The 23,220-nt window shown below is 60.1% G+C and carries 16 protein-coding genes; 7 read left to right on the top strand and 9 right to left on the bottom strand.

The window, feature by feature from the left end:
* Window positions 1-3 precede the first annotated feature (3 nt).
* Both AC1Q5O_RS13445 and leuS read right to left on the bottom strand, forming a co-directional pair.
* Complete coding sequence (locus AC1Q5O_RS13445) at window positions 4-579, bottom strand: LPS assembly lipoprotein LptE (RefSeq protein WP_492563592.1); 576 nt, start codon at window positions 577-579, stop codon at window positions 4-6.
* Window positions 566-3,196, bottom strand: coding sequence for a leucine--tRNA ligase (gene leuS, locus AC1Q5O_RS13440; protein WP_492563590.1), 2,631 nt, complete (start codon window positions 3,194-3,196; stop codon window positions 566-568). The genes AC1Q5O_RS13445 and leuS overlap by 14 nt, the downstream gene beginning before the upstream one ends.
* Before the next feature lie 119 nt (window positions 3,197-3,315).
* Here leuS and AC1Q5O_RS13435 point away from each other — a divergent pair, with 119 nt between their 5' ends.
* The gene (locus AC1Q5O_RS13435; protein ID WP_492563588.1) at window positions 3,316-3,981 is read left to right on the top strand and encodes a YggS family pyridoxal phosphate-dependent enzyme; all 666 of its coding nucleotides are present in this window, start codon (window positions 3,316-3,318) and stop codon (window positions 3,979-3,981) included.
* Window positions 3,982-3,991: 10 nt separating this feature from the next.
* Here the strand turns inward: AC1Q5O_RS13435 and AC1Q5O_RS13430 are convergent, their stop codons facing one another.
* Window positions 3,992-4,534 (bottom strand): YcbK family protein, encoded by a 543-nt coding sequence (locus AC1Q5O_RS13430; RefSeq protein WP_492563586.1) that lies wholly within the window; start codon window positions 4,532-4,534, stop codon window positions 3,992-3,994.
* A gap of 296 nt (window positions 4,535-4,830) precedes the next feature.
* Between AC1Q5O_RS13430 and acs the strand changes: the two genes are divergently transcribed.
* Window positions 4,831-6,783 carry an acetate--CoA ligase gene (gene acs / locus AC1Q5O_RS13425; RefSeq protein ID WP_492563585.1) on the top strand — a complete coding sequence of 651 codons (1,953 nt, stop codon included), beginning with the start codon at window positions 4,831-4,833 and terminating at the stop codon, window positions 6,781-6,783.
* A 39-nt stretch (window positions 6,784-6,822) separates the two neighbouring features.
* Here acs and AC1Q5O_RS13420 read toward each other — a convergent pair whose 3' ends face one another.
* From AC1Q5O_RS13420 to AC1Q5O_RS13410, 3 genes are all read right to left on the bottom strand, one after another.
* On the bottom strand, window positions 6,823-8,088 hold the full coding sequence (locus AC1Q5O_RS13420) for a class I SAM-dependent methyltransferase (protein WP_492563583.1): 1,266 nt from the start codon (window positions 8,086-8,088) through the stop codon (window positions 6,823-6,825).
* A 355-nt stretch (window positions 8,089-8,443) separates the two neighbouring features.
* Window positions 8,444-8,731: an addiction module antidote protein gene (locus AC1Q5O_RS13415; RefSeq protein ID WP_472462254.1), complete on the bottom strand. Its 288-nt coding sequence runs from the start codon at window positions 8,729-8,731 to the stop codon at window positions 8,444-8,446.
* A complete protein-coding gene (locus AC1Q5O_RS13410) occupies window positions 8,712-9,026 on the bottom strand; it encodes a type II toxin-antitoxin system RelE/ParE family toxin (protein WP_492563581.1) in 315 nt (104 codons plus the stop codon). The genes AC1Q5O_RS13415 and AC1Q5O_RS13410 overlap by 20 nt, the downstream gene beginning before the upstream one ends.
* Window positions 9,027-9,218: 192 nt before the next feature.
* On the opposite strand from AC1Q5O_RS13410, the gene AC1Q5O_RS13405 reads away from it, so the two are divergent.
* Entirely contained in the window at window positions 9,219-10,619 is a 1,401-nt protein-coding gene (locus AC1Q5O_RS13405) for an MATE family efflux transporter (RefSeq protein WP_492563580.1), read from the top strand.
* Between the two features lie 10 nt (window positions 10,620-10,629).
* On the opposite strand, the gene AC1Q5O_RS13400 is transcribed toward AC1Q5O_RS13405, so the two are convergent.
* Window positions 10,630-10,863, bottom strand: a complete 234-nt coding sequence (locus AC1Q5O_RS13400; RefSeq protein WP_492563578.1) for a DUF1674 domain-containing protein — start codon at window positions 10,861-10,863, stop codon at window positions 10,630-10,632.
* 115 nt (window positions 10,864-10,978) lie between these two features.
* Here AC1Q5O_RS13400 and htpX point away from each other — a divergent pair, with 115 nt between their 5' ends.
* The 4 genes from htpX (at window position 10,979) to purH (ending at window position 16,964) form a co-directional block, all read left to right on the top strand.
* Window positions 10,979-11,950, top strand: coding sequence for a zinc metalloprotease HtpX (gene htpX / locus AC1Q5O_RS13395; RefSeq protein ID WP_492563576.1), 972 nt, complete (start codon window positions 10,979-10,981; stop codon window positions 11,948-11,950).
* Window positions 11,947-13,326 (top strand): RsmB/NOP family class I SAM-dependent RNA methyltransferase, encoded by a 1,380-nt coding sequence (locus tag AC1Q5O_RS13390; protein ID WP_492563574.1) that lies wholly within the window; start codon window positions 11,947-11,949, stop codon window positions 13,324-13,326. The genes htpX and AC1Q5O_RS13390 overlap by 4 nt, the downstream gene beginning before the upstream one ends.
* Window positions 13,327-13,511: 185 nt before the next feature.
* Window positions 13,512-15,221, top strand: a complete 1,710-nt coding sequence (locus AC1Q5O_RS13385) for a heparinase II/III family protein (protein WP_492563573.1) — start codon at window positions 13,512-13,514, stop codon at window positions 15,219-15,221.
* Window positions 15,222-15,347: 126 nt separating this feature from the next.
* A complete protein-coding gene (gene purH / locus AC1Q5O_RS13380) occupies window positions 15,348-16,964 on the top strand; it encodes a bifunctional phosphoribosylaminoimidazolecarboxamide formyltransferase/IMP cyclohydrolase (protein WP_492563571.1) in 1,617 nt (538 codons plus the stop codon).
* Here purH and AC1Q5O_RS13375 read toward each other — a convergent pair.
* Both AC1Q5O_RS13375 and AC1Q5O_RS13370 read right to left on the bottom strand, forming a co-directional pair.
* Window positions 16,954-18,321, bottom strand: coding sequence for an MFS transporter (locus AC1Q5O_RS13375; RefSeq protein WP_492563569.1), 1,368 nt, complete (start codon window positions 18,319-18,321; stop codon window positions 16,954-16,956). The two genes, purH and AC1Q5O_RS13375, sit on opposite strands and share 11 nt — an antisense overlap.
* A gap of 37 nt (window positions 18,322-18,358) precedes the next feature.
* Complete coding sequence (locus AC1Q5O_RS13370; RefSeq protein WP_492563567.1) at window positions 18,359-23,152, bottom strand: NAD-glutamate dehydrogenase; 4,794 nt, start codon at window positions 23,150-23,152, stop codon at window positions 18,359-18,361.
* Window positions 23,153-23,220 lie beyond the last annotated feature (68 nt).

The raw sequence follows: 23,220 nt of genomic DNA, 5'->3' as shown, positions 1-23,220 counted from the left end.
CCCTCAGAGCTTGGACATGTCCTGCGCAACGCTGAGGTTCAAAGCCTCCGCAACTTCCCGGGCCGCCCGGTTGACCGCATCGCGCTGCGCCCGGAGAACGGCATAGCGCTGTCTTGGTGCATCGTAGTCGGCCGTCACAAGACGGGTGCCCTTGCCGACGACCTTGCCGTCCGCAATGCGCGTCAGCGTGTAGCTGCCAGTCATGCGCATCGAACCGGCGGTCGGCTGACCGGATTTGTCGTTTGTTGCATTCTGGATGAGTGCAAGCGACAGATCCTGGTAGCCAACGCCGAGTTGCAGCGTATAGGCGGCATTCGCAGGCTGACCGGCTCCATGATTGAACATGAAGATCAGATTGTTGCGCACCTGCTGTGCTTCGCGGCTGCCCACTTCTGCAATGGCGATGGTGGCAAGTTTCGACTGCACGTTGCCGCTCACGCCAGCGCCTGCCACCGGACCCGGATTGGAATAGAGCGGACGAACCTGGCAACCGCCGGCGATCAGAGCCATGCCGAGAACGCATACGGACAGCAAGCGCTTGGAGCCGGACACCGGCTGGAAACGATCAGGCAACGACATTGATGATCCTCTGCGGTACGATAATGACTTTCTTCGGCGGAATACCGTTCAACACCACCTTGACAAAATCAAGTTCGAGAGCGGCCTTTTCGACCGTCAATTGATCCGCATCGCGGGCAATTGTCAAATCACCCCGCTTCTTGCCGTTTATCTGTACCGGCATCGTGACGGTGTTCTCGACGATCAGCGCTTCGTTGTGGTGCGGCCAGGCTTTGTCAGCAACGAAACCGCTGCCGTTGAGGGCTTTCCAGCACTCCTCGGCCAGATGGGGCATCATCGGCGCGATCATGGCAATCAGCATATCCGTTGCTTCGCGGCAGGCAGCGATGATTGTCGCATCGGCTTCGCCTGCGGCGATCTTCTGCAAGGGAGCAGCCAGCACATTGACGAGTTCATAGAGACGCGCAACGGCCTTGTTGAAAGCCAGTTTTTCGATGTCTTCGCCGACGGCCTTGACCGTCCGGTGGGCAGCCTTGGAAATCGCCGCCGCATCGCCGTCGAAGGCAGGTGCGGCCGTCGCTCCCTGCAGGACCGGCGCTGCTTCGGAGATCAGGCGCCAGACACGCTGGACAAAGCGATGCGCACCCTCGGCTCCCGCTTCGGTCCAGATCACGTCGCGCTCAGGCGGCGAATCCGACAGCATGAACCAGCGCGCGGTATCGGCGCCATAGGAAGCGATGATGTCGTCCGGATCGACAACGTTCTTCTTCGACTTCGACATTTTCTCGATCGAGCCGATTTCGACCTCGTCGCCGGTGGCGATCAGAACCGCCCGGCGCTTGCCGCTGCTTTCCTCCAGCCGCACTTCGGCCGGCGTGACCCAGCTACCATTGGCGCCCGTGCCAAGCCGATAGGTCTCGTGCACGACCATGCCTTGCGTGAACAGTCCCTTGAACGGCTCGCTGATACCGAGATGCCCGGCAACTTTCATCGCGCGGGTAAAGAAACGCGAATAGAGCAGATGCAGGATCGCATGCTCGATGCCGCCGATATACTGATCGACCGGCAGCCAGTGATTGGCCACTTTCGGATCGGTCGGCTCGTTCTCCCACGGCGCGGTGAAGCGGGCAAAATACCAGGACGAATCGACAAATGTATCCATCGTGTCGGTTTCGCGCCGGGCCGCCTTGCCGCATTGCGGGCAATTGACATGCCGCCACGTCGGGTGCCTGTCGAGCGGGTTACCCGGACGATCGAATTCCACGTCATCCGGCAGCTTCACCGGCAGATCAGCCTTGGGAACCGGAACAACGCCGCAATCGTCGCAATGGATCATCGGGATCGGGCAGCCCCAGTAGCGCTGGCGCGAGATGCCCCAGTCGCGCAGGCGGAAATTCACCTTGCGCTCGCCCTGCGGACGGCCGCCGAGTGTTTGTTCTTCCAGAAGCTTGGCAACCGCATCAAAGGCCGCTGCGGGCGACAGCCCATCGAGGAAGCGCGAATTGATCATCACGCCGTCATCAACATAAGCCGTTTCGGTGATCTGGAATGTGGCGGCATCGCCGCCCTCCGGCATGACAACAGCCACGACAGGCAGGCCATACTTGTTGGCAAAATCCAGATCGCGCTGATCGCCGGACGGGCAGCCGAAAATCGCGCCCGTGCCGTAATCCATCAATACGAAATTCGCGACAAAGACCGGCAGTGTCCAGTTCTCATCAAGAGGATGTTTGACGCGCAGGCCCGTATCGAAACCCCGCTTTTCCGCGGTTTCCAGCGCAGCCAGAGATGTACCCGCGCGGCGGCATTCATCATTGAATTCAGCCAGGGCGGGATTGTTCTCCGCCGCTTTTTTCGCCAGCGGATGATCCGCCGCAATGGCCAGGAACGATGCACCGAACAGCGTATCGGGCCGCGTCGTATAGACCTCGACCTCGGTCTCGCCGCCGATCTGCGATTGGGTGTCCAGCGCCCAGCGGATCAGCATGCCTTCGGACTTGCCGATCCAATTGCGCTGCATCAGCCGCACCTTGTCCGGCCACTGATCGAGACCATCCAGAGCGCTCAGCAACTCTTCATTGAAATCGGTGATCTTGAAGAACCATTGCGTCAGTTCGCGCTGCTCCACCAGCGCACCGGAGCGCCATCCGCGGCCATCGATGACCTGCTCGTTGGCAAGCACCGTCATGTCCTCGGGGTCCCAGTTGACCTTGGAAGACTTGCGCGTCACCAGCCCCTTCTCGACAAAGTCGAGGAACAGCATCTGCTGGCGGTGGTAATATTCGACATCGCAGGTGGCGAATTCGCGCGACCAGTCCAGCGAAAGACCCATGGACTTCAGCTGGCTGCGCATTGTCGCGATGTTCTGGTAGGTCCATTCCTTGGGATGAACCTTGTTCTGCATCGCAGCGTTTTCTGCCGGCATGCCGAAGGCGTCCCATCCCATCGGGTGGAGAACATTGAATCCCTTGGCGCGCTTGTAGCGGGCAACGACGTCACCCATGGCATAGTTGCGCACATGCCCCATGTGGATGCGTCCCGACGGATAGGGGAACATCTCAAGCACGTAGTAGGGGTCGCGCGGATCGTCATTGTCGGTTTCGAAGAGCTTGGCTTCGTCCCAAACCTTTTGCCAATGCTTCTCGGCTACGCGGGGATTGTATCGTTCGGTTGCCATGAACGGGATTCTCTTGCAAAGGATAGTGATGGGCGGACCTTCACCATGGATTGACCAGAGCGTCAACCATTGACAATGAGGGTTTGGCCGAAACTGCATCAAAAAGGACACGCTTGACCATGTCGACCGCCGTTGAAAACCTTCTTGCCGTTCGCAATGCCATTGCGAAAGCCGCAGCGGAAGCCAACCGTAGGGAAGGTTCGGTGACGCTCGTTGCCGTATCGAAAACCTTTGACGCAGCAGAGATTCGTCCTGTTCTGGATGCCGGACAGCGTGTCTTCGGGGAAAACCGGGTTCAGGAAGCGCAATCAAAATGGCCTGGTTTGCGCGAGGACTATGCGGGTATAGACCTTCATCTCATCGGCCCGCTGCAATCAAACAAGAGTGAAGACGCCGTTGCGCTGTTTGATGTCATCGAAACGGTTGACCGGGAAAAGATCGCCGCTGCCCTTGCCGGCGAAATGAAGAAGCAGAACCGGTTTCCCAAGCTCTACGTTCAGGTCAATACCGGCTCCGAACCGCAGAAAGCCGGGATCGAGCCGAAGGAAGCCGTCGCCTTTGTCGAGCGCTGCCGCACGGTGCACGGACTGGCCATCGAAGGCCTGATGTGCATCCCTCCGGCGGATGAGAACCCTGGCCCGCACTTTGCCCTTCTGGAAAAGATCGCGCAGGAAGCCGGCGTGGAAAAGCTCTCCATGGGCATGTCGGGCGACTACGAGACCGCCGTCGGCTTTGGCGCGACATCCGTGCGCGTCGGCTCGGCTATCTTCGGCAGCCGGACCTGAGACGCTGTCGTCACCAGCTGCGGCGCGGTCCCGTATCGATGTGATAGTAACCGGCGGGATAGCGTTTGAAGCCGCCGACTTCCTTGCTGCCCGACAGATGCTGCAGCAGGCCGGACGCGCTTCCATGCACGCGGAAGTCAACAGCCTGGCAGCTCAGGTGGTAGGACTTTTCCCGCCCGCCTGCCCTGCGGTTGGCGTTGCGTGACCGCACGGTCGAATTGACGGTGATCGGGCCATAGGCCGCGGAAACGCGGTTCAAGACATGCTTGAGCCGTTCCGGCACGCAATTGGCCGGGGCCTTGTACTGAATATAGGATTTGCCGCGCGGCATGGCGGCAAGCACGAGCGGATCGATCTTGTCGAACAGGGAATCGCCGAGCAGATGCGCATGCTCTTCGTCAAAGAGGTGTGCACCGAGCCGTTTCCAGGGATTGGCCGGTTCCGGCAGCGTGCCGGCAGTGGCGGGATTTGCAAAAGTGAGCCCGAACAGGGCAATCGCCAGAGAGGCGGATTTTGCGCGAAACACAACGCCGCGCAAGGGTAACATCGTCATCCATCAGTCCTTGATTGGGCGCACGCTCTTCAGTCCACACGGCGCGCCGACATTATCCTCCCAAGTCAAGGCAGAGACGGTCTAAGGCAAAATGTGTCCAAAATGGATCACGCCCCATAACAAAATGTAACGTAATATTACAACGCGTAGCGGTTTGTGTGCGACGGAACGCCGTTCCCTCCGGGGCATTTGTTGTATTTACGCATCGATTTGCATGGTGATAATGAACGCCATGCGCCTCTCTCCCCGGGAGGCATCCGGGTGGAGGCCCGTCAGCTCAGGTTTGGAGGAAATTGATGTCCGAGAAGGTCTACCCCGTGCTGCCAAGCGCGAAGAAGAACGCGCTTATCGACAATGAAACATATCTCGCCTGGTACAAGCAGAGCATCAAGGATCCGGAGAAATTCTGGGCCAAGCACGGCAAGCGCATCGACTGGTTCAAGCCCTATACCAAGGTCAAGAACACCTCCTTCGAGGGCAAGGTCGCGATCAAATGGTTCGAAGACGGCCAGACCAATGTCTCTTACAATTGCATCGACCGGCACCTGAAGAAGCGCGGCGACCAGGTCGCCATCATCTGGGAGGGCGACAATCCCTACCTCGACAAGAAAGTCACCTACAACGAGTTGTATGAGCAGGTCTGCCGTCTTGCCAATGTGCTGAAGAAGCACGGCGTCAAGAAGGGCGACCGCGTGACGATCTATATGCCGATGATCGTCGAAGCCACCTACGCGATGCTGGCCTGCGCGCGTATCGGCGCTGTCCACTCCGTCGTTTTCGGCGGTTTCTCGCCCGATGCGCTTGCCGGCCGCATCATCGATTGCGAATCCACCTTCGTCATCACGGCCGACGAAGGCATGCGCGGCGGCAAGCCGATCCCGCTGAAGGACAATACGGACAAGGCCATCGACATCGCTGCAAAGAATTATGTGATGGTGAAGAACGTGCTGGTTGTCCGCCGCACGGGCGGCAAGACCAGCTGGGCGCCGAACCGCGACCTCTGGTATCACGAGGAAATTCTCAGCGTGAAGCCCGAGTGCAAGCCGGAAAAGATGAAGGCTGAAGATCCGCTGTTCATCCTTTACACATCGGGCTCCACCGGCAAGCCGAAGGGTGTGCTGCACACGACAGGCGGCTATCTCGTCTATGCCTCGATGACGCACCAGTATGTCTTCGACTATCACGACGGTGATATCTACTGGTGCACGGCCGATGTGGGCTGGGTCACCGGCCACTCCTATATCGTCTACGGCCCGCTTGCCAACGGCGCCACGACCCTGATGTTCGAAGGTGTTCCCAACTACCCCAGCAATTCGCGTTTCTGGGAAGTCATCGACAAGCACAAGGTCAACATCTTCTACACCGCCCCCACTGCCATTCGTGCGCTGATGAGCGCCGGTGATGAGCCGGTCAAGAAGACCTCGCGCAAATCGCTGCGCATCCTTGGTTCGGTCGGCGAACCGATCAACCCGGAAGCCTGGGAATGGTACTATCAGGTGGTCGGCGACAAGCGCTCGCCCATCGTCGATACCTGGTGGCAGACGGAAACCGGCGGTATTCTCATCACGCCGCTGCCGGGTGCCACCGACTTGAAACCGGGTTCCGCCACGCGCCCGTTCTTCGGGGTGCAGCCACAGCTGGTCGACAATGAAGGTGACGTGCTGGAAGGTGCAGCCGACGGCAATCTCTGCATCACCGACTCGTGGCCGGGACAGATGCGCACGCTCTATGGCGATCACAAGCGCTTCATCGAGGCTTATTTCTCCACCTACAAGGGTAAGTATTTCACCGGGGATGGCTGCCGCCGCGACAAGGATGGCTATTACTGGATCACCGGCCGTGTCGACGACGTGCTCAACGTGTCGGGTCACCGCATGGGTACCGCCGAAGTGGAATCGGCTCTGGTCTCCCATGACACGGTTTCGGAAGCGGCCGTGGTCGGTTATCCTCATGAGCTGAAGGGACAGGGCATCTATTGCTATGTCACACTGATGGCCGGTCTCGAAGGCACCGACGAGCTGCGCAAGGAACTTGTTGCGCATGTGCGCAAGGAAATCGGGCCGATTGCCTCCCCGGACAAGATCCAGTTTGCACCGGGCTTGCCCAAGACGCGCTCGGGCAAGATCATGCGCCGCATCCTGCGCAAGATCGCCGAGGACGATTTCGGCTCGCTGGGCGATACGTCGACACTGGCCGATCCGGCTGTCGTCGATGATCTGATCGCCAACCGGCAGAACAAGAAGGGCTGAGCGGCAAGCCGCTACAAAAACCCGAACAAGAGCCGGTCTCTAGCGGTAGAGATCGGCTCTTGTCTGTGGCACTGCGGAAATTCCGCGCTTGCGCTTGGATGCCAGCGTCTGGTTGATCTGTACGGTCCCGCGCTCGAACGCCAGTGCGCAGCCGGTCAAATAGAGCAGCCAGAGCCGGGCTTTTGGCGCACCAACTTCCGCAATCGCCTTGTCAAAGCGGGCATGCAGTCGATCGGCCCAGAGACGGCAGGTCCGGCCATAGTGCTCGCGCAGGTTTTCCACATCGTGAACCTCGAAACCATAGCCTTCGAGATTTTCGATGGTCATGCCGAGATGGTCGAGTTCACCGCCCGGGAAGATATATTTCACCAGCGCCAGATGCTCGGCACTCTTGCGGCCAAACGTCTTCTTGTTGCGCTTCATGCGCCGGGTGATAGCGTGATGAAGGTAGAGGCCACCCGGTCGCAGCAGACGATGCACGCTGGAAAAATACGTATCGTAATTGGCGATGCCGACATGTTCGAACATGCCGATCGATGAAATCTTGTCGAACTCCTCGTCGAGGTGTTCGTAGGATTTCACGTGAATCGTGATCTTGTCTTCCAGACCCTCTGCCTTGATCCGTTCGCGGGCAAGCGCAGTCTGGGCTTCTGAAAGCGACACGCCGGTTCCAGTGATGCCGTAATGCTTGGCCGCATGGATCAGCATCGCACCCCAGCCGCAGCCGATATCCAGCAGTTTTTCGCCAGGCTTCAAGCGCAACTTGCGGCAGATCAGGTCCAGCTTGGCTTCCTGCGCCTGATCGAGGCTGTTGGCCCAGTCGGTGAAGTAGGCACAGGTGTAGACCATGCGCTCGTCGAGGAAGAGCTGGTAGAATTCATTCGACACATCATAATGATGGGTAATGGCCGCCTTGTCCGAGCCGCTGACGAAAGGCTTCTGTCCATCGACGCCCGAAGCATCCGTGCCGCGGCCGCCGAGCAGCAAAGCCGGCACGTCCTTCAGCAGTTGCCATTTGGGCAGGGTCTTGAGCTTCTGCTTGAACTTGCCTTTGGGCCCACGCTCGACCAGGTCGAACAGCGTGCCGTTCTTCACGTCGATCTGACCCGAAATCCACAGCTCGACGATCGATCCGATGTTGGGTTTCAGCGCCAGACGGCGCACGGCCATCGGATCGTTGATCGCAAGCACCGGGCCGTCCATGTCGCCGATACGCTCGCCATTCCATAGCTCCACGGCAAATTGCGGCTCCAGCATGTGTAGGACTGTGCGGATGATCCGCGCCGCGCTTTCTTGTGCCGCCATGCAACAACTCCAAATCATAGGCTCCGGCACACTGCTGCCGGAGGTCCGGCAGAACCTATGCGCTTCGTTTCCGGCTGGCAACGCACTTTCACGGGCTGCTGAAAACGGCGATTGAAAATTTTTCCTTGAAACCTGACGCGGCAGACCCCATTCTCAATTTGTGTTCAACGAATGAAAAGGAGGTGATCCGATGTCTCGTGATTTCGCAAACTGCCACAAGGCGTCTGATGCTTTCCATCGGGGATCGTCTCTCCGTTGAATAAGCACCCTGGCTGGTCCAGGGGTAAGAAGGCCAAAACGACAGCTTTGTGCCAGACGGAATTGCGGGGCCACTCTTCGGAGTGGCCCTTTCCGTTCAGGCGGCCCGTTTTCCTGTAATCTGGAAACCGATCGCCTTCATGACGGCAATCGTCGTTTCAAGCGTCGGATTCCCGTCCTCGCTCAAAGACCTGTACAGTTGTTCACGCGCCAAGCCGGTTGCACGGGCAATGCTCGTCATCCCCTTGGCGCGCGCCACGACACCCAGCGCTTTTGCAATATGACCTGCGTCGCCCGTTTCAAACGCATCGGCCAGGAACACTTCGATTGCATCGTCCGATTTCAAAGCCTCTGCTGGATCATAATCATAAAGCTTTGTCGCCATTGTCGTCTTTCCATTCTGCAGCCAACAGTTTTGCATTGCGTATGTCTTGCTGTTGCGTGCTCTTGTTCCCACCGCACAAGAGAATGACAATCTCGGAGTTGTGCCGTTTGAAATAAACGCGATAGCCGGGTCCGTAGTGAATACGCAGCTCGCTGACGCCCTGTCCGACTGACAAAACATCACCGACCAGACCATTGGCCAAACGGAACAGCCGGGCAGCAATCGCAGCTCTTGCCCTGTCGTCTCTAAGCTTCCGCTCCCATCTCCGATAGGTGTCCGTCTGTTTGATCTGCATCAAAAATGTATTTTTTAAATTACAAAATGTCAATTCCTCCAAGTATTAATCGGATGACATTCCAAATGAAACCAACGCCAGATTGTATCTGTGATGCACTTTGCTCTTTCCGAAATTGATGATACCAAGATTTCTGCCTGAAAATGGTGCACTCTGCCTCTATACGAGGCAATTCCCTCGGAAAGACCCACGATGTCCGCCCTCTCGACCCCAAACGCAGCACTGAAGCGTGCATGGCGTGACGAAATCATTGCAATGCTGTCCTTGAGCTGGCCGATGATTCTCACCAACCTGGCTCAGACCGCCATGACGGCAACCGACGTCATGATGATGGGCTGGGTCAGCGCGCACACGCTGGCGGCCGGGGCACTTGGTACCAATCTCTATTATGTTCCGATGATCTTTGGCCTTGGTCTCATGCTGGCGACATCGCCGATGATGGCGCGCGAGCTGGGCCGCAACAAACACACCGTACGGGAAATCCGCCGCACCGTGCGTCAGGGCCTGTGGATTGCGGTGACGATCTCCATTCCCATCTGGTTTGTCCTGTGGAACACCCAGTCGATCCTGATGGCCATGGGGCAGGATCCGGCGCTTGCGGCCGAGGCAGGCGCCTATGTCAGGGCCCTGCAATGGGCAGCCCTGCCGTTCTATTGCTACATCGTCGTCCGTTCATTCCTGGCAGCACTCGAGCGTCCAGGCTGGGCGCTGGTGATCGCCGTCCTCGCCGTGATGTTCAATGCCCTGGCAAACTGGTGCCTGATCTTCGGCCATTTCGGTTTCCCCAAACTAGGCATCGTCGGCTCGGGCATTGCCACGACGCTGTCCTCCGCGCTGATGTTCATCGGTCTTGTCATTGTCGTTTTGCGCGACCGGCAGTTTCGCCGCTACCGGCTGTTTGGCCGGTTCTGGCGCGCCGACTGGGCCCGCTATCGTGAACTCCTGCGCCTCGGCCTGCCCATTGCAGCGATCCTCAGCTTTGAAGTGACCATCTTCAACGCGGCCGCCTTTCTGATGGGCATTATCGGGCCCGATTCCCTTGCCGCCCATGCCATTGCCATCCAGATCGCGTCGATCAGCTTCATGGTGCCCATGGGCTTCGGTCAGGCGGCAACCGTGCGCATTGGCAGGGCCTACGGTGCACAGGACCGGGATGGTATCAAGCGGGCGGGCTGGGTGGCATTTGCCGCGGGCACAGGCTTCATGGTTCTCACAGCACTGCTCATGCTCCTGGCGCCCCATCAGCTCATCCGCGCATTCATCGATGTCAGCGATCCGGCCAATGCGCCGGTCGTATCCCTCGCAGTGTCGTTTCTGGCCTTTGCCGCGCTTTTTCAGATTTTTGACGGCGGGCAGGCCGTTGCCAGCGGCATGCTTCGCGGCCTGCATGACACGACGATACCGATGATCTATGCGGCCATTGCCTATTGGGGCATCGGCCTGCCGCTCTCGGTCGCCTTCGGTTTCTGGCTGAAGCTGGAAGGCGCAGGCATCTGGCTCGGCCTGCTGTCCGGCCTGGCTGCCGCCGCCATTCTGCTGATGAGCCGTTGGCTGCGGCGGGAAAAACTGGGCATCGAAATCATCCGGCACTAGGCCGACGGGATCAGAAATCGATGGTGCGGCCCTTGATTTCCCAATCGCCGAAGCGGGCGGGATCCTTGCCGCCGCGCCCGCCGATCTCCCGCGGCTGTCCGGCTTGTTGTTCCTCGGCCGTGCGGCGCGCCTCAGCTTCCAGCAATGCGCGCTGTGCGGCAGGCGGCAGTTGATCGAAAGGCTTGCCTGACGGCTGCTCGCCGGTCTCGGCCTGCGGCGTCTCCGATGTCTGGTCGCTGGTCATTCTGGTCTGTCCATCATTGAAGCTTGCTGTGTGAAACACCATCATATACCGGAAGATGTCGAAGAAAAGGAATGATCTTGATACGTGAAATGTTCGCAATGCGGGGAATGACACCATGAATGTAATGCGCACTGGAATGCTGCTCGCCTTCATGACCGCCTTGTTCATGGGCGTCGGTTTTCTCATTGGCGGCACCGGCGGCATGCTGATTGCCCTCGTCGTTGCGACAGGCATGAATCTCTTCAGCTACTGGAACTCAGACAAGATGGTCCTGCGGATGTACAACGCCGTGGAAGTCGACCAGAACAACGCACCCGAATATTACGGCATCGTGCGCGATCTCGCCGCGCGCGCTGGCTTGCCCATGCCACGAGTCTATCTCATCGAAAATGATCAGCCGAATGCTTTCGCCACGGGACGCAATCCGCAGAACGCCGCGGTGGCCGCATCCACCGGACTGCTGCACCGCCTGTCACCGAACGAGGTTGCAGCTGTCATGGCGCACGAGCTGGCGCATGTCGAACACCGCGATACCCTGACCATGACCGTCACAGCCACCCTCGCCGGAGCAATCTCCATGCTTGGCAATTTTGCCATGTTCTTTGGCGGCGGCAATCGCAACAACAACAATCCCCTCGGTTTCATCGGCGTTCTCGTTGCCATGATCGTTGCGCCGTTCGCCGCCATGATCGTGCAGATGGCCATAAGCCGGACGCGCGAATACTCGGCGGACCGGCGCGGCGCGGAGATTTGCGGCAACCCGCTGTGGCTCGCCTCCGCACTCAACAAGATTGCCCCCGGCGCCAAGGAGATCGTCAACGAGGAAGCCGAGCGCAACCCTGCCTCCGCGTCGCTCTTCATCATCAATCCATTGAGCGGCCAAGGAGCTGACAATTTGTTCTCCACCCATCCGAGCACCGAAAACCGTATCGCGGCCTTGCAGGCCATGGTTGAAGAGTTTCGCCAGCGTCCTGCCGCACCGCAGCCAATGGCGACGCCGGCTGCTTCCGCACAGGAGGAGCCTCAGGACGAGCCGCCGTCCCCCTGGGGCCGTGACGGTTCCTCGCGTAAAGGCCCATGGGCATGAGCGCGGGACAGGAGAGAAAGCGGCCGTCTGGCAGGAAGAACAGCGCCTCAAATTACCACGAGGCCGAAGACCGGCCGGGGCTGGCGGCGCGCCAATGCGCGACCCGGCTGCTGGGTGCCGTCATTGAAAAGCAGACATCGCTGGATGGACTGACCGACAACAGCAACGGTCATCCGCAATACATGGCGCTTGACGACCGCGACCGGTCGCTGGTTCGCGCCATACTGGGTGCTGCCCTGCGCAATCGCGGCGCCATTGAAGCAGCCATCGGTCAGCTGATCGACCGGCCGCTGCCCGAAAACGCCGTTGCCCTGCGTCACTTGCTGCACGTGGCCGCTGCACAGATTCTCTATCTCGATATCCCCGATCGGGCCGCTGTCGATCTGGCGGTGACCGCCGCCAACAACGATCCGCGCAACCGCCGCTTCGCTTCGATGGTCAATGCCGTGCTGCGCCGCCTGTCGCGTGAGAGAGACACTCTCGTTTCGAATGCGAGCAACGTGCCGGCGTGGTTCGAAGACGGCCTGATCGCCGCCTATGGCAAGGAAAAAGCCAAGGCTATCCTGGATATACAGAGCAAAGAACCGCCCATTGACCTCACCGTCAAGGGCGATCCGCAGGAATGGGCAGACCGCCTTGGCGGCATTGCCCTCCCAACCGGATCGGTGCGCATCGCCCAGGTCGATGGTGCGCTGACCAGCCTTGCAGGCTTTGCGGAGGGCGACTGGTGGGTGCAGGATACGGCAGCTAGCCTTCCTGCAAAACTCTTTGGCGACATCAAGGGAAAGCGTGTTGCCGACCTCTGTGCCGCTCCCGGCGGTAAGACCGCGCAATTGGCGCAGGCTGGTGCGCATGTCACGGCGCTTGACCTGTCGGCCAATCGGTTGAAACGCCTGCGATCCAACCTTGAGCGCCTGCAACTGACGGCAGAAACCGTGGAAGCCAATCTCGCCGTCTATACTCCAGCTGAACCGTTCGACGCGGTTCTGCTCGATGCGCCCTGTTCCTCCACCGGCACCGTGCGGCGCCATCCCGACGTTCCGTGGACGAAGTCGCCGGCCGATATCCAGAAGCTGGCAACGCTTCAGGCCAAGCTGCTCGATCACGCGGTCACCCTGGTTCGTCCCGGCGGAGTCGTGGTCTTTTCCAATTGCTCGCTCGATCCGCTGGAAGGCGAAAAGGTTGCCAACGATCTTCTGGCCAAGAATCCGTCCATCGAATTGCTGCCCGTAAGCAAGGACGAGGTGGGCGGACTTGCCGAACTGATCACCCCGGAGGGCTATGTGCGTTCCACACCGGCTGACCTTGCCAACGATGATCCGGCCCTCTCAGGCATGGATGGTTTCTTCGCTGCACGTTTTCGCCGGAAAGATTAAAATCAAATACTAAAATTTTAACTGTTTTGGTTGCATAGTCCCGATTTGTCGTCGATGGGTTGAAACCAAAGCAATGATTTCAGGGAGCCGGGACAGGATTCCGCCGTGCGGGACATGTTTCGCGAACATGCGTAACAGCAGACTGAAGGGCGCCGGAATGCGGCGAAGCGAGGAAATGCCGCGAGATGGTCGCTTTTAGCGAAACACCGCAACTTTGGGGACTTGCGACTGCGCAATTGTGGCGCCGTTTTCGCAGGCGCTTGCGCATGGGGCCGCTGTTTCGCTGGCGTTTCACCGGGTTCACCCCCGAACGTGTGCTCATTGCACCGCAGGATTTGCGCCCAGCCGACCCGCAGCTTGCAGAAGAATTTTACCATGGCCGCTTTGCGCTTGCCGGCCGGGTGGTTGAGACCGGCGGCCGCTCGCCCTTCATCGTCGAGCCACCCAATACCGCCTGGCAGGCGGCGCTGCACAATTTCGGCTGGCTGCGCCATATGCGTGCTTCCGGCACCGAGCTTGCAACAGCCAATGCCCGCGCGCTGCTCAGCGACTGGATAGCGACCCACGGGCGCTCGATCGGCGGCCCCGCCTGGGCTCCCGAGGTCACAGCCCAGCGCATTATTGCCTGGCTCCAGCATTCCAGCCTCATCCTGGCGGGTGCCGACCTGCGGGCATACCGGCAATTCATGCGTTCGCTCGCCACCCAGGTGCGTTATCTCAGGACCATGGCCGCCGTGATGGACGATGGCGAAGAGAAGCTGCGCGCCCGCATTGCGCTTGCCTTTGCCGCGCTGGCGCTGCCCGTTTCATCCAATACGGCGCGCTCGGCCCGTCGCAATCTCGAGTTTGAGCTCATTCACCAGATCCTGCCGGATGGCGGGCATATCTCCCGCAATCCGCTGACGGTGCTCGAACTTCTGGCCGACCTTCTTCCGCTGCGACAGACCTATGCCAGCGGCACCGAGGCACCGCCGAAGGCGCTGATGGAAGCCATCGAGCGCATGCTGCCCGCGTTGCGTTTCTTCCGCCATCACGACGGCAACCTGGCTCTGTTCAACGGCGTCGGCGCGACGATGCCGGAACGCGTCATCGCCGTTCTGCGCCATGACGATATTGGCGGCCTGCCCCTGACCCATGCGCTGCATTCGGGTTATGAGCGGCTCTCGATGGATTCGACCACCATCATTGCCGATACCGGCCTTGCGCCGCCGGTCACCGCGTCGCGCGACGCCCATGCCGGGTGCCTGTCCTTCGAAATGTCATCCGGGCGCAATCGCTACATCGTCAATGCCGGTGTCGACCGCTACGGTCCGGAGGAATTCCGCCCGCTGGCACGCTCCACGGCCGCGCATTCCACCGCGACGATCAATGACACCTCGTCATGCCGCTTCAGCGCGACCTCCGGGCTTTCCACAATGATCGGCACGCCGATCATCGCCGGGCCAACAAAGGTCAATGTCGAGCGGATCGAACGGCCGGGGGCCGTTGGTTTCGTCGCCAACCACAATGGCTATGTCCGGCCATTCGGCATCTACCACGAACGCCAGATCGTCCTGTCGCACAATGGCAGCGTCATCGAGGGCATCGACAGTTTCTTTGCCGCCGGCCGCAATCCGCTGCGCGGGACCGGCCGCGAAAATGTGGTCATCCGCTTTCATCTCCATCCGGCGGTCAATGTCAGTGTCGATGATAACGGCCTGATCATCCTGCAGGTGGACAATGACGATATCTGGATGTTTTCCGCCACCGTTCAGCCCTTCATCGAAGACTCACTGTTCTTCGCCGGGTTCCGCGGGCCGGTCAAAACGCGCCAGATCACGCTTTCGCTGAGTGCGGCGCAACTGCCGGAAGTGGAATGGCAATTCACCCGGACATCCCTCGGCGCCTATGGCTGACCCCTTGTGGTGGGGAAAACCGCCCCAATTCGTCTGAATATGCGATCGGAAGTAGGATTCCTTGGCTGCCTGTGCTAACCGGCTGTCCAAATCCCCCAAACTTTCCCGCTGAGGACGAATTCTCCCATGGCCGTCACTGCAAAATCCATTCCCGCCCCGAACCTTCATCCCGTCAAGCGTGCGCTCATTTCAGTTTCCGACAAGGCGGGCCTGACAGCCCTCGCCCATGCGCTGCACCGGCACGGTATCGAAATCCTGTCGACGGGCGGAACCTCGAAGACCATCGCGGCGGAAGGCATTCCGGTCATTGACGTTTCCGAGATCACCAACTTTCCCGAGATCATGGATGGCCGCGTCAAGACTCTGCACCCCAAGGTGCATGGCGGCCTTCTGGCAGTGCGTGACGATCCGGAGCATGCCGATGCCATGCAGGCGCACGGCATCGGCGCCATCGATCTGGCAGTCATCAACCTCTACCCCTTTGAAGAGGTCCGCCATTCCGGTGCCGACTACGCCAATATCGTTGAGAACATCGACATCGGCGGACCGGCCATGATCCGCGCGGCGGCAAAGAACCATGCCTATGTCGGCGTGGTCACCGATACGGGTGATTACGAGATGGTGATTGCCATGCTCGACAAGCACGAGGGATCACTGCCCTATTCTTTCCGCCAGAGCCTCGCCGCCAAGGCCTATGCCCGCACGGCAACCTATGATGCGGCCATCTCCGGATGGTTTGCCGAAGCGCTGATGACCGAGACGCCCTCGCGCCGGGCCATCGGCGGCCATCTGCATTCCGTCATGCGCTACGGTGAAAACCCGCATCAGTCCGCCGGTTTTTATCTCACCGGGGAAAAGCGTCCGGGCGTTGCAACGGCAACCCAGCTGCAGGGCAAGCAGCTTTCCTACAACAACATCAATGATACCGACGCAGCTTTCGAACTCGTTGCCGAGTTCGATCCGGCCCGCACCTCCGCCGTCGCCATCATCAAGCATGCCAACCCCTGCGGCGTGGCTGAGGGCGCGACACTGAAGGAAGCCTATCTCAAGGCGCTGGCCTGCGATCCCGTTTCGGCCTTCGGCGGCATTGTCGCGCTCAACAAGACGCTCGATGCGGACGCGGCGGAAGAAATCGTCAAGACCTTCACCGAAGTGATCATCGCGCCGGATGCAACGCCGGAAGCGCAGGCAATCGTTGCCGCCAAGAAAAACCTTCGCCTGCTCGTCACCGGCGGCCTGCCCGATCCGCGTGCATCCGGTATCACCGCAAAGACTGTTGCCGGTGGTATTCTCGTCCAGTCACGCGACAGCGGCGTGGTCGACGATCTCGATCTGAAGGTCGTGACCAAGCGTGCCCCGACCGAACAGGAAATGACCGACCTGAAGCTCGCCTTCCGCATCGCCAAGCATGTCAAATCCAATGCCATCGTCTATGTGAAGGATGGCGCGGCGGTCGGCATCGGCGCCGGTCAGATGAGCCGCGTTGATTCCGCACGCATTGCCGCCCGCAAGGCAGAAGATGCTGCTGAAGCCGCCGGATTGGCGACACCTCTGACCAAAGGCTCGGTCGTCGCCTCCGACGCGTTCTTCCCCTTCGCCGACGGCTTGCTGTCAGCGGTTGCCGCCGGAGCCACGGCCGTTATCCAGCCCGGTGGTTCCATGCGGGACGATGACGTTATCGCTGCGGCCGATGAACACGGCATTGCCATGGTGTTCACCGGCATGCGCCATTTCAGGCACTAGGTTTGACGGGAATTGCGGCGGGATAGGGTGTCCGCAACAGGACAGCCAGTCCGGCCAGCAGGAAGACGATGATCATCGCCATGCCGAGGCGTGGCGATCCGCTCAGCGCTGTCACGGTGGCAACCATGAATGGCGCGAGAAAACTGGTTGCCCGCCCCGACAGGGCATAGATGCCGAAATAGCGGCCCGCTTCGTCGATCGACACGCTGCGGGCCATGTAGGACCGCGACGATGCCTGCACCGGGCCGAAGGCAAGGCCGATGAGAAGCCCGAACACGATGAAGGCCTTCTCGGCGGGTGTCTTGAACAGCCCGCCCGTATCGGCGCCGGTCAGCGGCAACAATCCAAACAGTGTGTAGCCAGGCCCAGTCGAGACGATGCCGATGGCCGCGACGGTCAATAGCAGCAGCGAGATCACCACCACCGCCTTCGAGCCGATCCGCGTATCGAGCCAGCTCGCGGCTAGGCAGCCGAAAATCGCAATGACATTCAGGATGATGCCGTAGATGCCGATCTCCACGGTTGCCCAGCCGAACATGATCGCGGCAAATGCCCCGCCAAGGGCGATCAGGGCGTTGACGCCATCCTGGTAAATCATGCGTGCGATGAGAAAGCGGAAGATACCCGGACGCCGGCGCACCTCACCAATGGTGGATTTCAACTCCGCGAGCCCCCCGCGCACCGCCTTGCCGATGGGCAGCCCCCTCGCGCTGTCGGGCGTGAACAGGAACATCGGCAGCACGAAAACCAGATACCACAGTGCGGACAGAGGTCCGGTAGCGCGGTCGCCCTCGCCTGCAGCGGGATCAAGCCCCAGGATCGGCTGCCATCCCAGCATGGTTTTTCCGGTTTCCGGCGAGCCGGCCATGAAGGCGACGACAAAGATCAGGGCAATCATGCCGCCGAGATAACCGAGTCCCCACGCCATGTTGGAAATGCGCCCGATATCCTTTTCCGGCACCAGCCGTGGCATCATCGAGTCGTTGAAAACAATGGAGAATTCCGCGGCAATCGACGCCAGGGAAAAGAAGATCAGCGGAGCAATGAGACTTGAACCCGGCGCGGCGAACCACAGCATCGACAGGGCAATGATCTGGATGACGGCAAAAAAGCCGATCCACGGCTTGCGCGCCCCGGTCTGATCGGCAATCGACCCGAGGACGGGCGACAGTACGGCGATGACGAGGCCGGATATGGCAATGCCATAACCCCAGGCGGCCTGGCCGATGGCGGGATCACTCGCCATCCGCGCAACGAAATAGGGACCGAAGATGAAGGTCGTGACAACGGTGAAGAATGGCTGCGCCGCCCAGTCGAAGAGCATCCATCCCCAGATGCCCCGTTTAGACGCAGCCATGTCGTTTCCTTCCCCTGATCCGGTCCCCCAGCCTGTTCTAGGACAGGTCGGAAAGCAATCCGGCGGCAACGGCGAGACGCGAGACCGTGAGGTCTCCGCCCTCGACGATATTCGCCATACGCTGACGCACCTCATCGACCTGCGAGCCGCGTCCGGCCAACCATTCCTTGGCCGGATCGGACTTCTTGCCATGCTCGCTGAGTGCCGCCACGGCAATACCGCGCCGCGCCTGCGAAATCAGGTCGGATGCACGGGCCAGCGCGATACCGTCATAGTAGTCCGCGACGGAAACACCCCGGGCGGCTTCAACGATACGGCCGATGCGGAACGCTTCGGAGATATCGAAATACGCCTTGGCGGCACTGGCAATGTCGGTACCGGCCTGTTGGGCGACGGCAGCGATATCCGGAATGATCGGCGCGATTTCCAGCCGGGCGAGCTGAGCCGCCAGGGCCGCAGGTGCACCTTGTCCGGCGTAATAGGCCGTATCGTCGCGCAGCTGGCTGCTCATGGACGGCGGCAGCAGCTTCTCCAGTTTGGGCTGGAGCGTGCTGCGGGCCGATTTGATTTCCTTGATTGCCGCCTCCAGGCCGATGCCGCCGGTCCGGTTGCGCAGAACCCACGCCGTTGTCCAGTTGAGCATCTGCGCCACCTTGGCATAGAACCCGTTCTGCACGTCGCCGGGCAGAGCATTGTCGAGCGCATCGATGTCGGCAAGCACCCCATCGACTTCGAAACCGTCACGCACGATCACATAGGCCCGGACGATATCCGGAGCCGACTGCCCCGTCAGATCGGCAAGACGGCTGACAAAGGTCGGTCCGCCCCGGTTGATGGCATCATTGGCAAGCTGCGTCGCAATGATTTCCCGGCGCAGACGATGCGTGCGGATTTCCTCGCCGTAGCCTTCCTTCATCTGCTTCGGGAAGTAATCGAGCAATCCCCGTTCCAGATAGGGATCATCCGGCAGGTTGCTGGCCAGCAATTGATCGGACAGCACGATCTTGGCGTAGGCGAGCAGGACACCGAGTTCGGCGCGGCTAAGCGCTATGCCATCAGCCTGCCTTTCGGCCAACGCCTTGTCATCCGGCAGCGTTTCTACCTTGCGGTTCAACAGCTTCCGGGCTTCCAGTTCGCTCATGAACCGCGACTGATAGGCAAGATCGGTCAACCCGCGCCGCTGCGCCAGCGACAGCGCCAGCGTCTGCAGATAATTGTTGCGCAGGACGAGATGCCCTACTTCGTCCGTCATCGATTCGAGCAGCGTATCGCGCTTGTCGCGCTGCAGTTTTCCCGAACGCATGGCCTGCGCGAGGGCAATCTTGATGTTGACCTCGACGTCGGAGGTGTTCACGCCGGCCGAATTATCGATGGCGTCGGAATTGCAGCGCCCACCGGCGAGACCGAACTCGATGCGCGCCTTTTGCGTCACGCCGAGATTGGCACCCTCGCCGATCACCTTGGCCCGCACATCAAGCCCGGTGATGCGGATGGCGTCATTGGCACGGTCGCCCACTTCGGCGTCCGTCTCGAAGCTGGAGCGGATATAAGTGCCGATGCCGCCGAACCACAGAAGATCGACCGGTGCTTTCAGGATGGCCGTCATGATTTCGAACGGCGTTGCCGTGGTCTTGGCAAGGCCGATCACCTTGGCGGCTTCCTTCGACAAAGTAATCGACTTCTGCGAACGGGAGAACACGCCGCCGCCCGCCGAAATCTTCGACTTGTCGTAGTCCTGCCAGCTCGAACGCGGCAGGTTGAACAGGCGCTGCCGCTCCTTCAGGCTGGCTTTGACGTCGGGCTCCGGATCAATGAAGATATCGCGGTGGTCAAACGCGGCAACGAGTTTCGTCTGCGGCGACAGCAGCATGCCATTGCCGAAGACGTCGCCGGACATGTCGCCGACGCCAACCGCCACAAACGGTACTTTTTGGATATCCGTGCCGATTTCGCGGAAATGCCGTTTCACGGCTTCCCAGGCACCGCGAGCGGTGATGCCCATCTTCTTGTGGTCGTAGCCGGCCGAACCACCCGACGCAAAGGCATCGTCCAGCCAGAAATCATGTGCCTGGCTGATGGCGTTGGCGGTGTCTGAGAACGTCGCCGTGCCCTTGTCGGCAGCCACGACGAAATAGGGATCGTCCCCGTCCAGCCGCAGGATATTCTCTGGCGGCACAACGGTTTCACCGTGCAGGTTATCGGTCACCGACAACAGCGTCGCGATGAAGGTGATGTAGGCGGAACGTCCCGCTTCAAAGATCACGTTGCGGTCGCCGCCCGTCGGCAGGCGCTTCGGATAGAACCCGCCCTTGGCGCCAACCGGCACGATGACGGCATTCTTGACCTGCTGTGCCTTGACGAGGCCCAGCACTTCCGTGCGGTAGTCCTGTGCCCGGTCCGACCAGCGAAGCCCGCCGCGCGCGACCGGACCAAAGCGCAGGTGGACACCCTCGACTTCGGGACCATAGACAAAGATTTCGCGATAGGGCCGCGGCTCCGGCAGATCATCGAGTGCGCGCGGGTCGAGCTTGAAGGCCAATGTCACACGCTCGCTGCCATCCTCTTCAGGCGCAAAGGCATTGGTGCGCAATGTCGATTCGATCAGATTGAGGAAACGGCGCAGGATACGGTCATCATCAAGGCTCGGCACACCCTGCAATGCCTCTTCAATGGCAGCGCGAATCGTTGCCTGTTTGCGGTGCGATTGCGTTGCGGCACCCTTTTTTGGATTGAGCCGCTGCTCGAACAGATCGAACAATTGCTTGGCAATCGCCGGGTAGCGGTTGAGCGCAATGGCGATGTAATCCTGCGAATAGGGAATACCGGCCTGTTGCAGATAACGGCCATAGGCGCGCAGGATGATGATCTGGCGTGCCGTCAACTGCCCGGTCAATGCGAGCGCATTGTAGCCGTCATTGTCGGAAGCGCCGCCCCATATGTTGCGGAACACATCTTCGAACAGGTCGCCATTGTCCCTCAGATCGATGGAAGACCCGGATGTGCTGACCAATTCCATGTCATGCACGAAAAGCGGGCTGCCATCGGCAGCAGGCAAGGCAAACGTCTGCTCGCTGATCACGCGGAAGCCCATGTTCTCGAGCAGCGGCACGCGCTGGGACAGGGCGACGGCCGAGCCGTAGTGATAGATTTTCAGCGACGCCGCATTGGCGCCATCGGTCCGGTGACGGTAGAAATCAACAAACAGCGGATTGGTCCGCGACAGTCCGGCAATCCGGCTGGCATCGATCAGCGCTTCATCCGGCGAAAAGTTTTCGCGGTAGGAATCGGGGAATACCGCGGCGAGCGACGAGAACTCCGCCAGGCCGCTGCGGTCGCCAACTTCGGCGACGGCGTCTTCCCAGGTGCGGACAATCGACCGGACGGTTTCTTCCAAAGCCTCGCGCTTGACCTTGGGGAAGTCATTCTCCGCATGGCCGATGATGAAGTGGACACGCGCCAGATTGCCTTCCGGAAATGCCGGATAATAGGCGGAAACATGTCCCTCATAGGTTGCCGCGAGATAGGAACCAACCTTTTCGCGCACGATGGAATCGTAACGTTCGCGCGGCACGTAGACGATGATGGACGCAAACCGGCCGAAAGGATCGATGCGCGGCAGGACACGCACACGCGGGCGCTCGCCCAGGGCCAGAATGATCTCGGCATTGCGGGTCAGTGTCTTGACGTCGATCTGGAAAAGATCGTCGCGCGGATAGCTTTCGAGTACCTTGATGAGCTGCTTGCCCGAGTGATCCTCGCGGTTGAATCCGAGGCGGCTGATGACACTTTCCGTCTTCGAGCGCAGATAGGGGATCTTCAGCACGGAACGCGTATAGGCCCCGGAGGTGAATAGGCCGACGAAGCGCAATTCGCCGCTCACCTTGCCATCGGCGTCATAGGTCTTGACGCCGATATAGTCCATGTAGCCGCGGCGATGCACCAGCGACTTGGTGTTCGCCTTGGTGACGATCAGCGGCTCGGGACCGGTGAGGAACGCAATGATCTGCGGCGTGGTCGTCACGCCCTGGTTGCCGCGCTTGAGCACGCGCACATCGGGATCACGCAGAATACCAAGCCCGGGTTTGCCCGACCGCTCCAGTTCGCCCTGGCTGCCGTCGCCCTGATAATCGTATTCGCGCACACCGAGGAAGGTGAAATTGTTGTCGCGCAGCCATTCGAGGAATTCGACCGCCTCTTCGGCGGCGGCTTTCTTCATCGGCGTCTTGCCGGTCTTGTAGGCTTCGATCGCATCGCCGAGACGCGCAACCATGGCGGCGCGGTCATTCACCGCTTCGCGCACCTGCTTGAGCACGAGATTGAGCGCTTCGACCATGATTTCACGCACGGGTGCATCCAGCGCCGGCACGTGAATCTGCATCACGGAGACGCGGGCTTCATCCTTGCCCGGCTTATCGGGTCCTGCAGCACCGATAACCGCGCCGCTTTTCCGGTCCACGTCCATCACCGGATGCAACACCAGATAGACCGAGCTAACCCGTTCGCTGATCTCACCCAGAACCGAGTCGAGCAGGAAGGGCATGTTATCATTGATCAGGGTGACAACCGTAACCGGTCTGCCATCGCGGGAGACGGTACTGCCATCGGAAAGGTCGATCAGGGGCTTTCCCGATTTGAACCGGCTCAGTGCATCCTCGGCAAGCCTGGCAGACGTTCTCAGCGCCCCTGCATCGTAGTCAGCAAGGTCTTCTGCCGGCGCCCGCGCAAACAGCAGTTCTTCAAACAAACCGGGTGCTTGCTTCTTTTCTTTCGTGGCTTTTGCTGTTTTTGATTTCAGGGCGGCTTTCGCGCCCGATTTTGTTGTTGAAGCCATCAGATTCTCTCCCTGAACAGGCATTTTGGCTCATCATAGCCACTGAAATTGCATTTTCGACTGCAAAC

The organism is Phyllobacterium sp. MT110, from assembly GCF_058792715.1.
This window is presented reverse-complemented; position numbering and strand designations above follow the sequence as displayed.

Coding starts and splice junctions, on each gene's coding strand:
- AC1Q5O_RS13445 (WP_492563592.1), bottom strand. CDS start 579: ATGTCGTTGCCTGATCGTTTCCAGCCGGTGTCCGGCTCCAAGCGCTTG.
- leuS (WP_492563590.1), bottom strand. CDS start 3,196: ATGGCAACCGAACGATACAATCCCCGCGTAGCCGAGAAGCATTGGCAA.
- AC1Q5O_RS13435 (WP_492563588.1), top strand. CDS start 3,316: ATGTCGACCGCCGTTGAAAACCTTCTTGCCGTTCGCAATGCCATTGCG.
- AC1Q5O_RS13430 (WP_492563586.1), bottom strand. CDS start 4,534: ATGACGATGTTACCCTTGCGCGGCGTTGTGTTTCGCGCAAAATCCGCC.
- acs (WP_492563585.1), top strand. CDS start 4,831: ATGTCCGAGAAGGTCTACCCCGTGCTGCCAAGCGCGAAGAAGAACGCG.
- AC1Q5O_RS13420 (WP_492563583.1), bottom strand. CDS start 8,088: ATGGCGGCACAAGAAAGCGCGGCGCGGATCATCCGCACAGTCCTACAC.
- AC1Q5O_RS13415 (WP_472462254.1), bottom strand. CDS start 8,731: ATGGCGACAAAGCTTTATGATTATGATCCAGCAGAGGCTTTGAAATCG.
- AC1Q5O_RS13410 (WP_492563581.1), bottom strand. CDS start 9,026: ATGCAGATCAAACAGACGGACACCTATCGGAGATGGGAGCGGAAGCTT.
- AC1Q5O_RS13405 (WP_492563580.1), top strand. CDS start 9,219: ATGTCCGCCCTCTCGACCCCAAACGCAGCACTGAAGCGTGCATGGCGT.
- AC1Q5O_RS13400 (WP_492563578.1), bottom strand. CDS start 10,863: ATGACCAGCGACCAGACATCGGAGACGCCGCAGGCCGAGACCGGCGAG.
- htpX (WP_492563576.1), top strand. CDS start 10,979: ATGAATGTAATGCGCACTGGAATGCTGCTCGCCTTCATGACCGCCTTG.
- AC1Q5O_RS13390 (WP_492563574.1), top strand. CDS start 11,947: ATGAGCGCGGGACAGGAGAGAAAGCGGCCGTCTGGCAGGAAGAACAGC.
- AC1Q5O_RS13385 (WP_492563573.1), top strand. CDS start 13,512: ATGGTCGCTTTTAGCGAAACACCGCAACTTTGGGGACTTGCGACTGCG.
- purH (WP_492563571.1), top strand. CDS start 15,348: ATGGCCGTCACTGCAAAATCCATTCCCGCCCCGAACCTTCATCCCGTC.
- AC1Q5O_RS13375 (WP_492563569.1), bottom strand. CDS start 18,321: ATGGCTGCGTCTAAACGGGGCATCTGGGGATGGATGCTCTTCGACTGG.
- AC1Q5O_RS13370 (WP_492563567.1), bottom strand. CDS start 23,152: ATGGCTTCAACAACAAAATCGGGCGCGAAAGCCGCCCTGAAATCAAAA.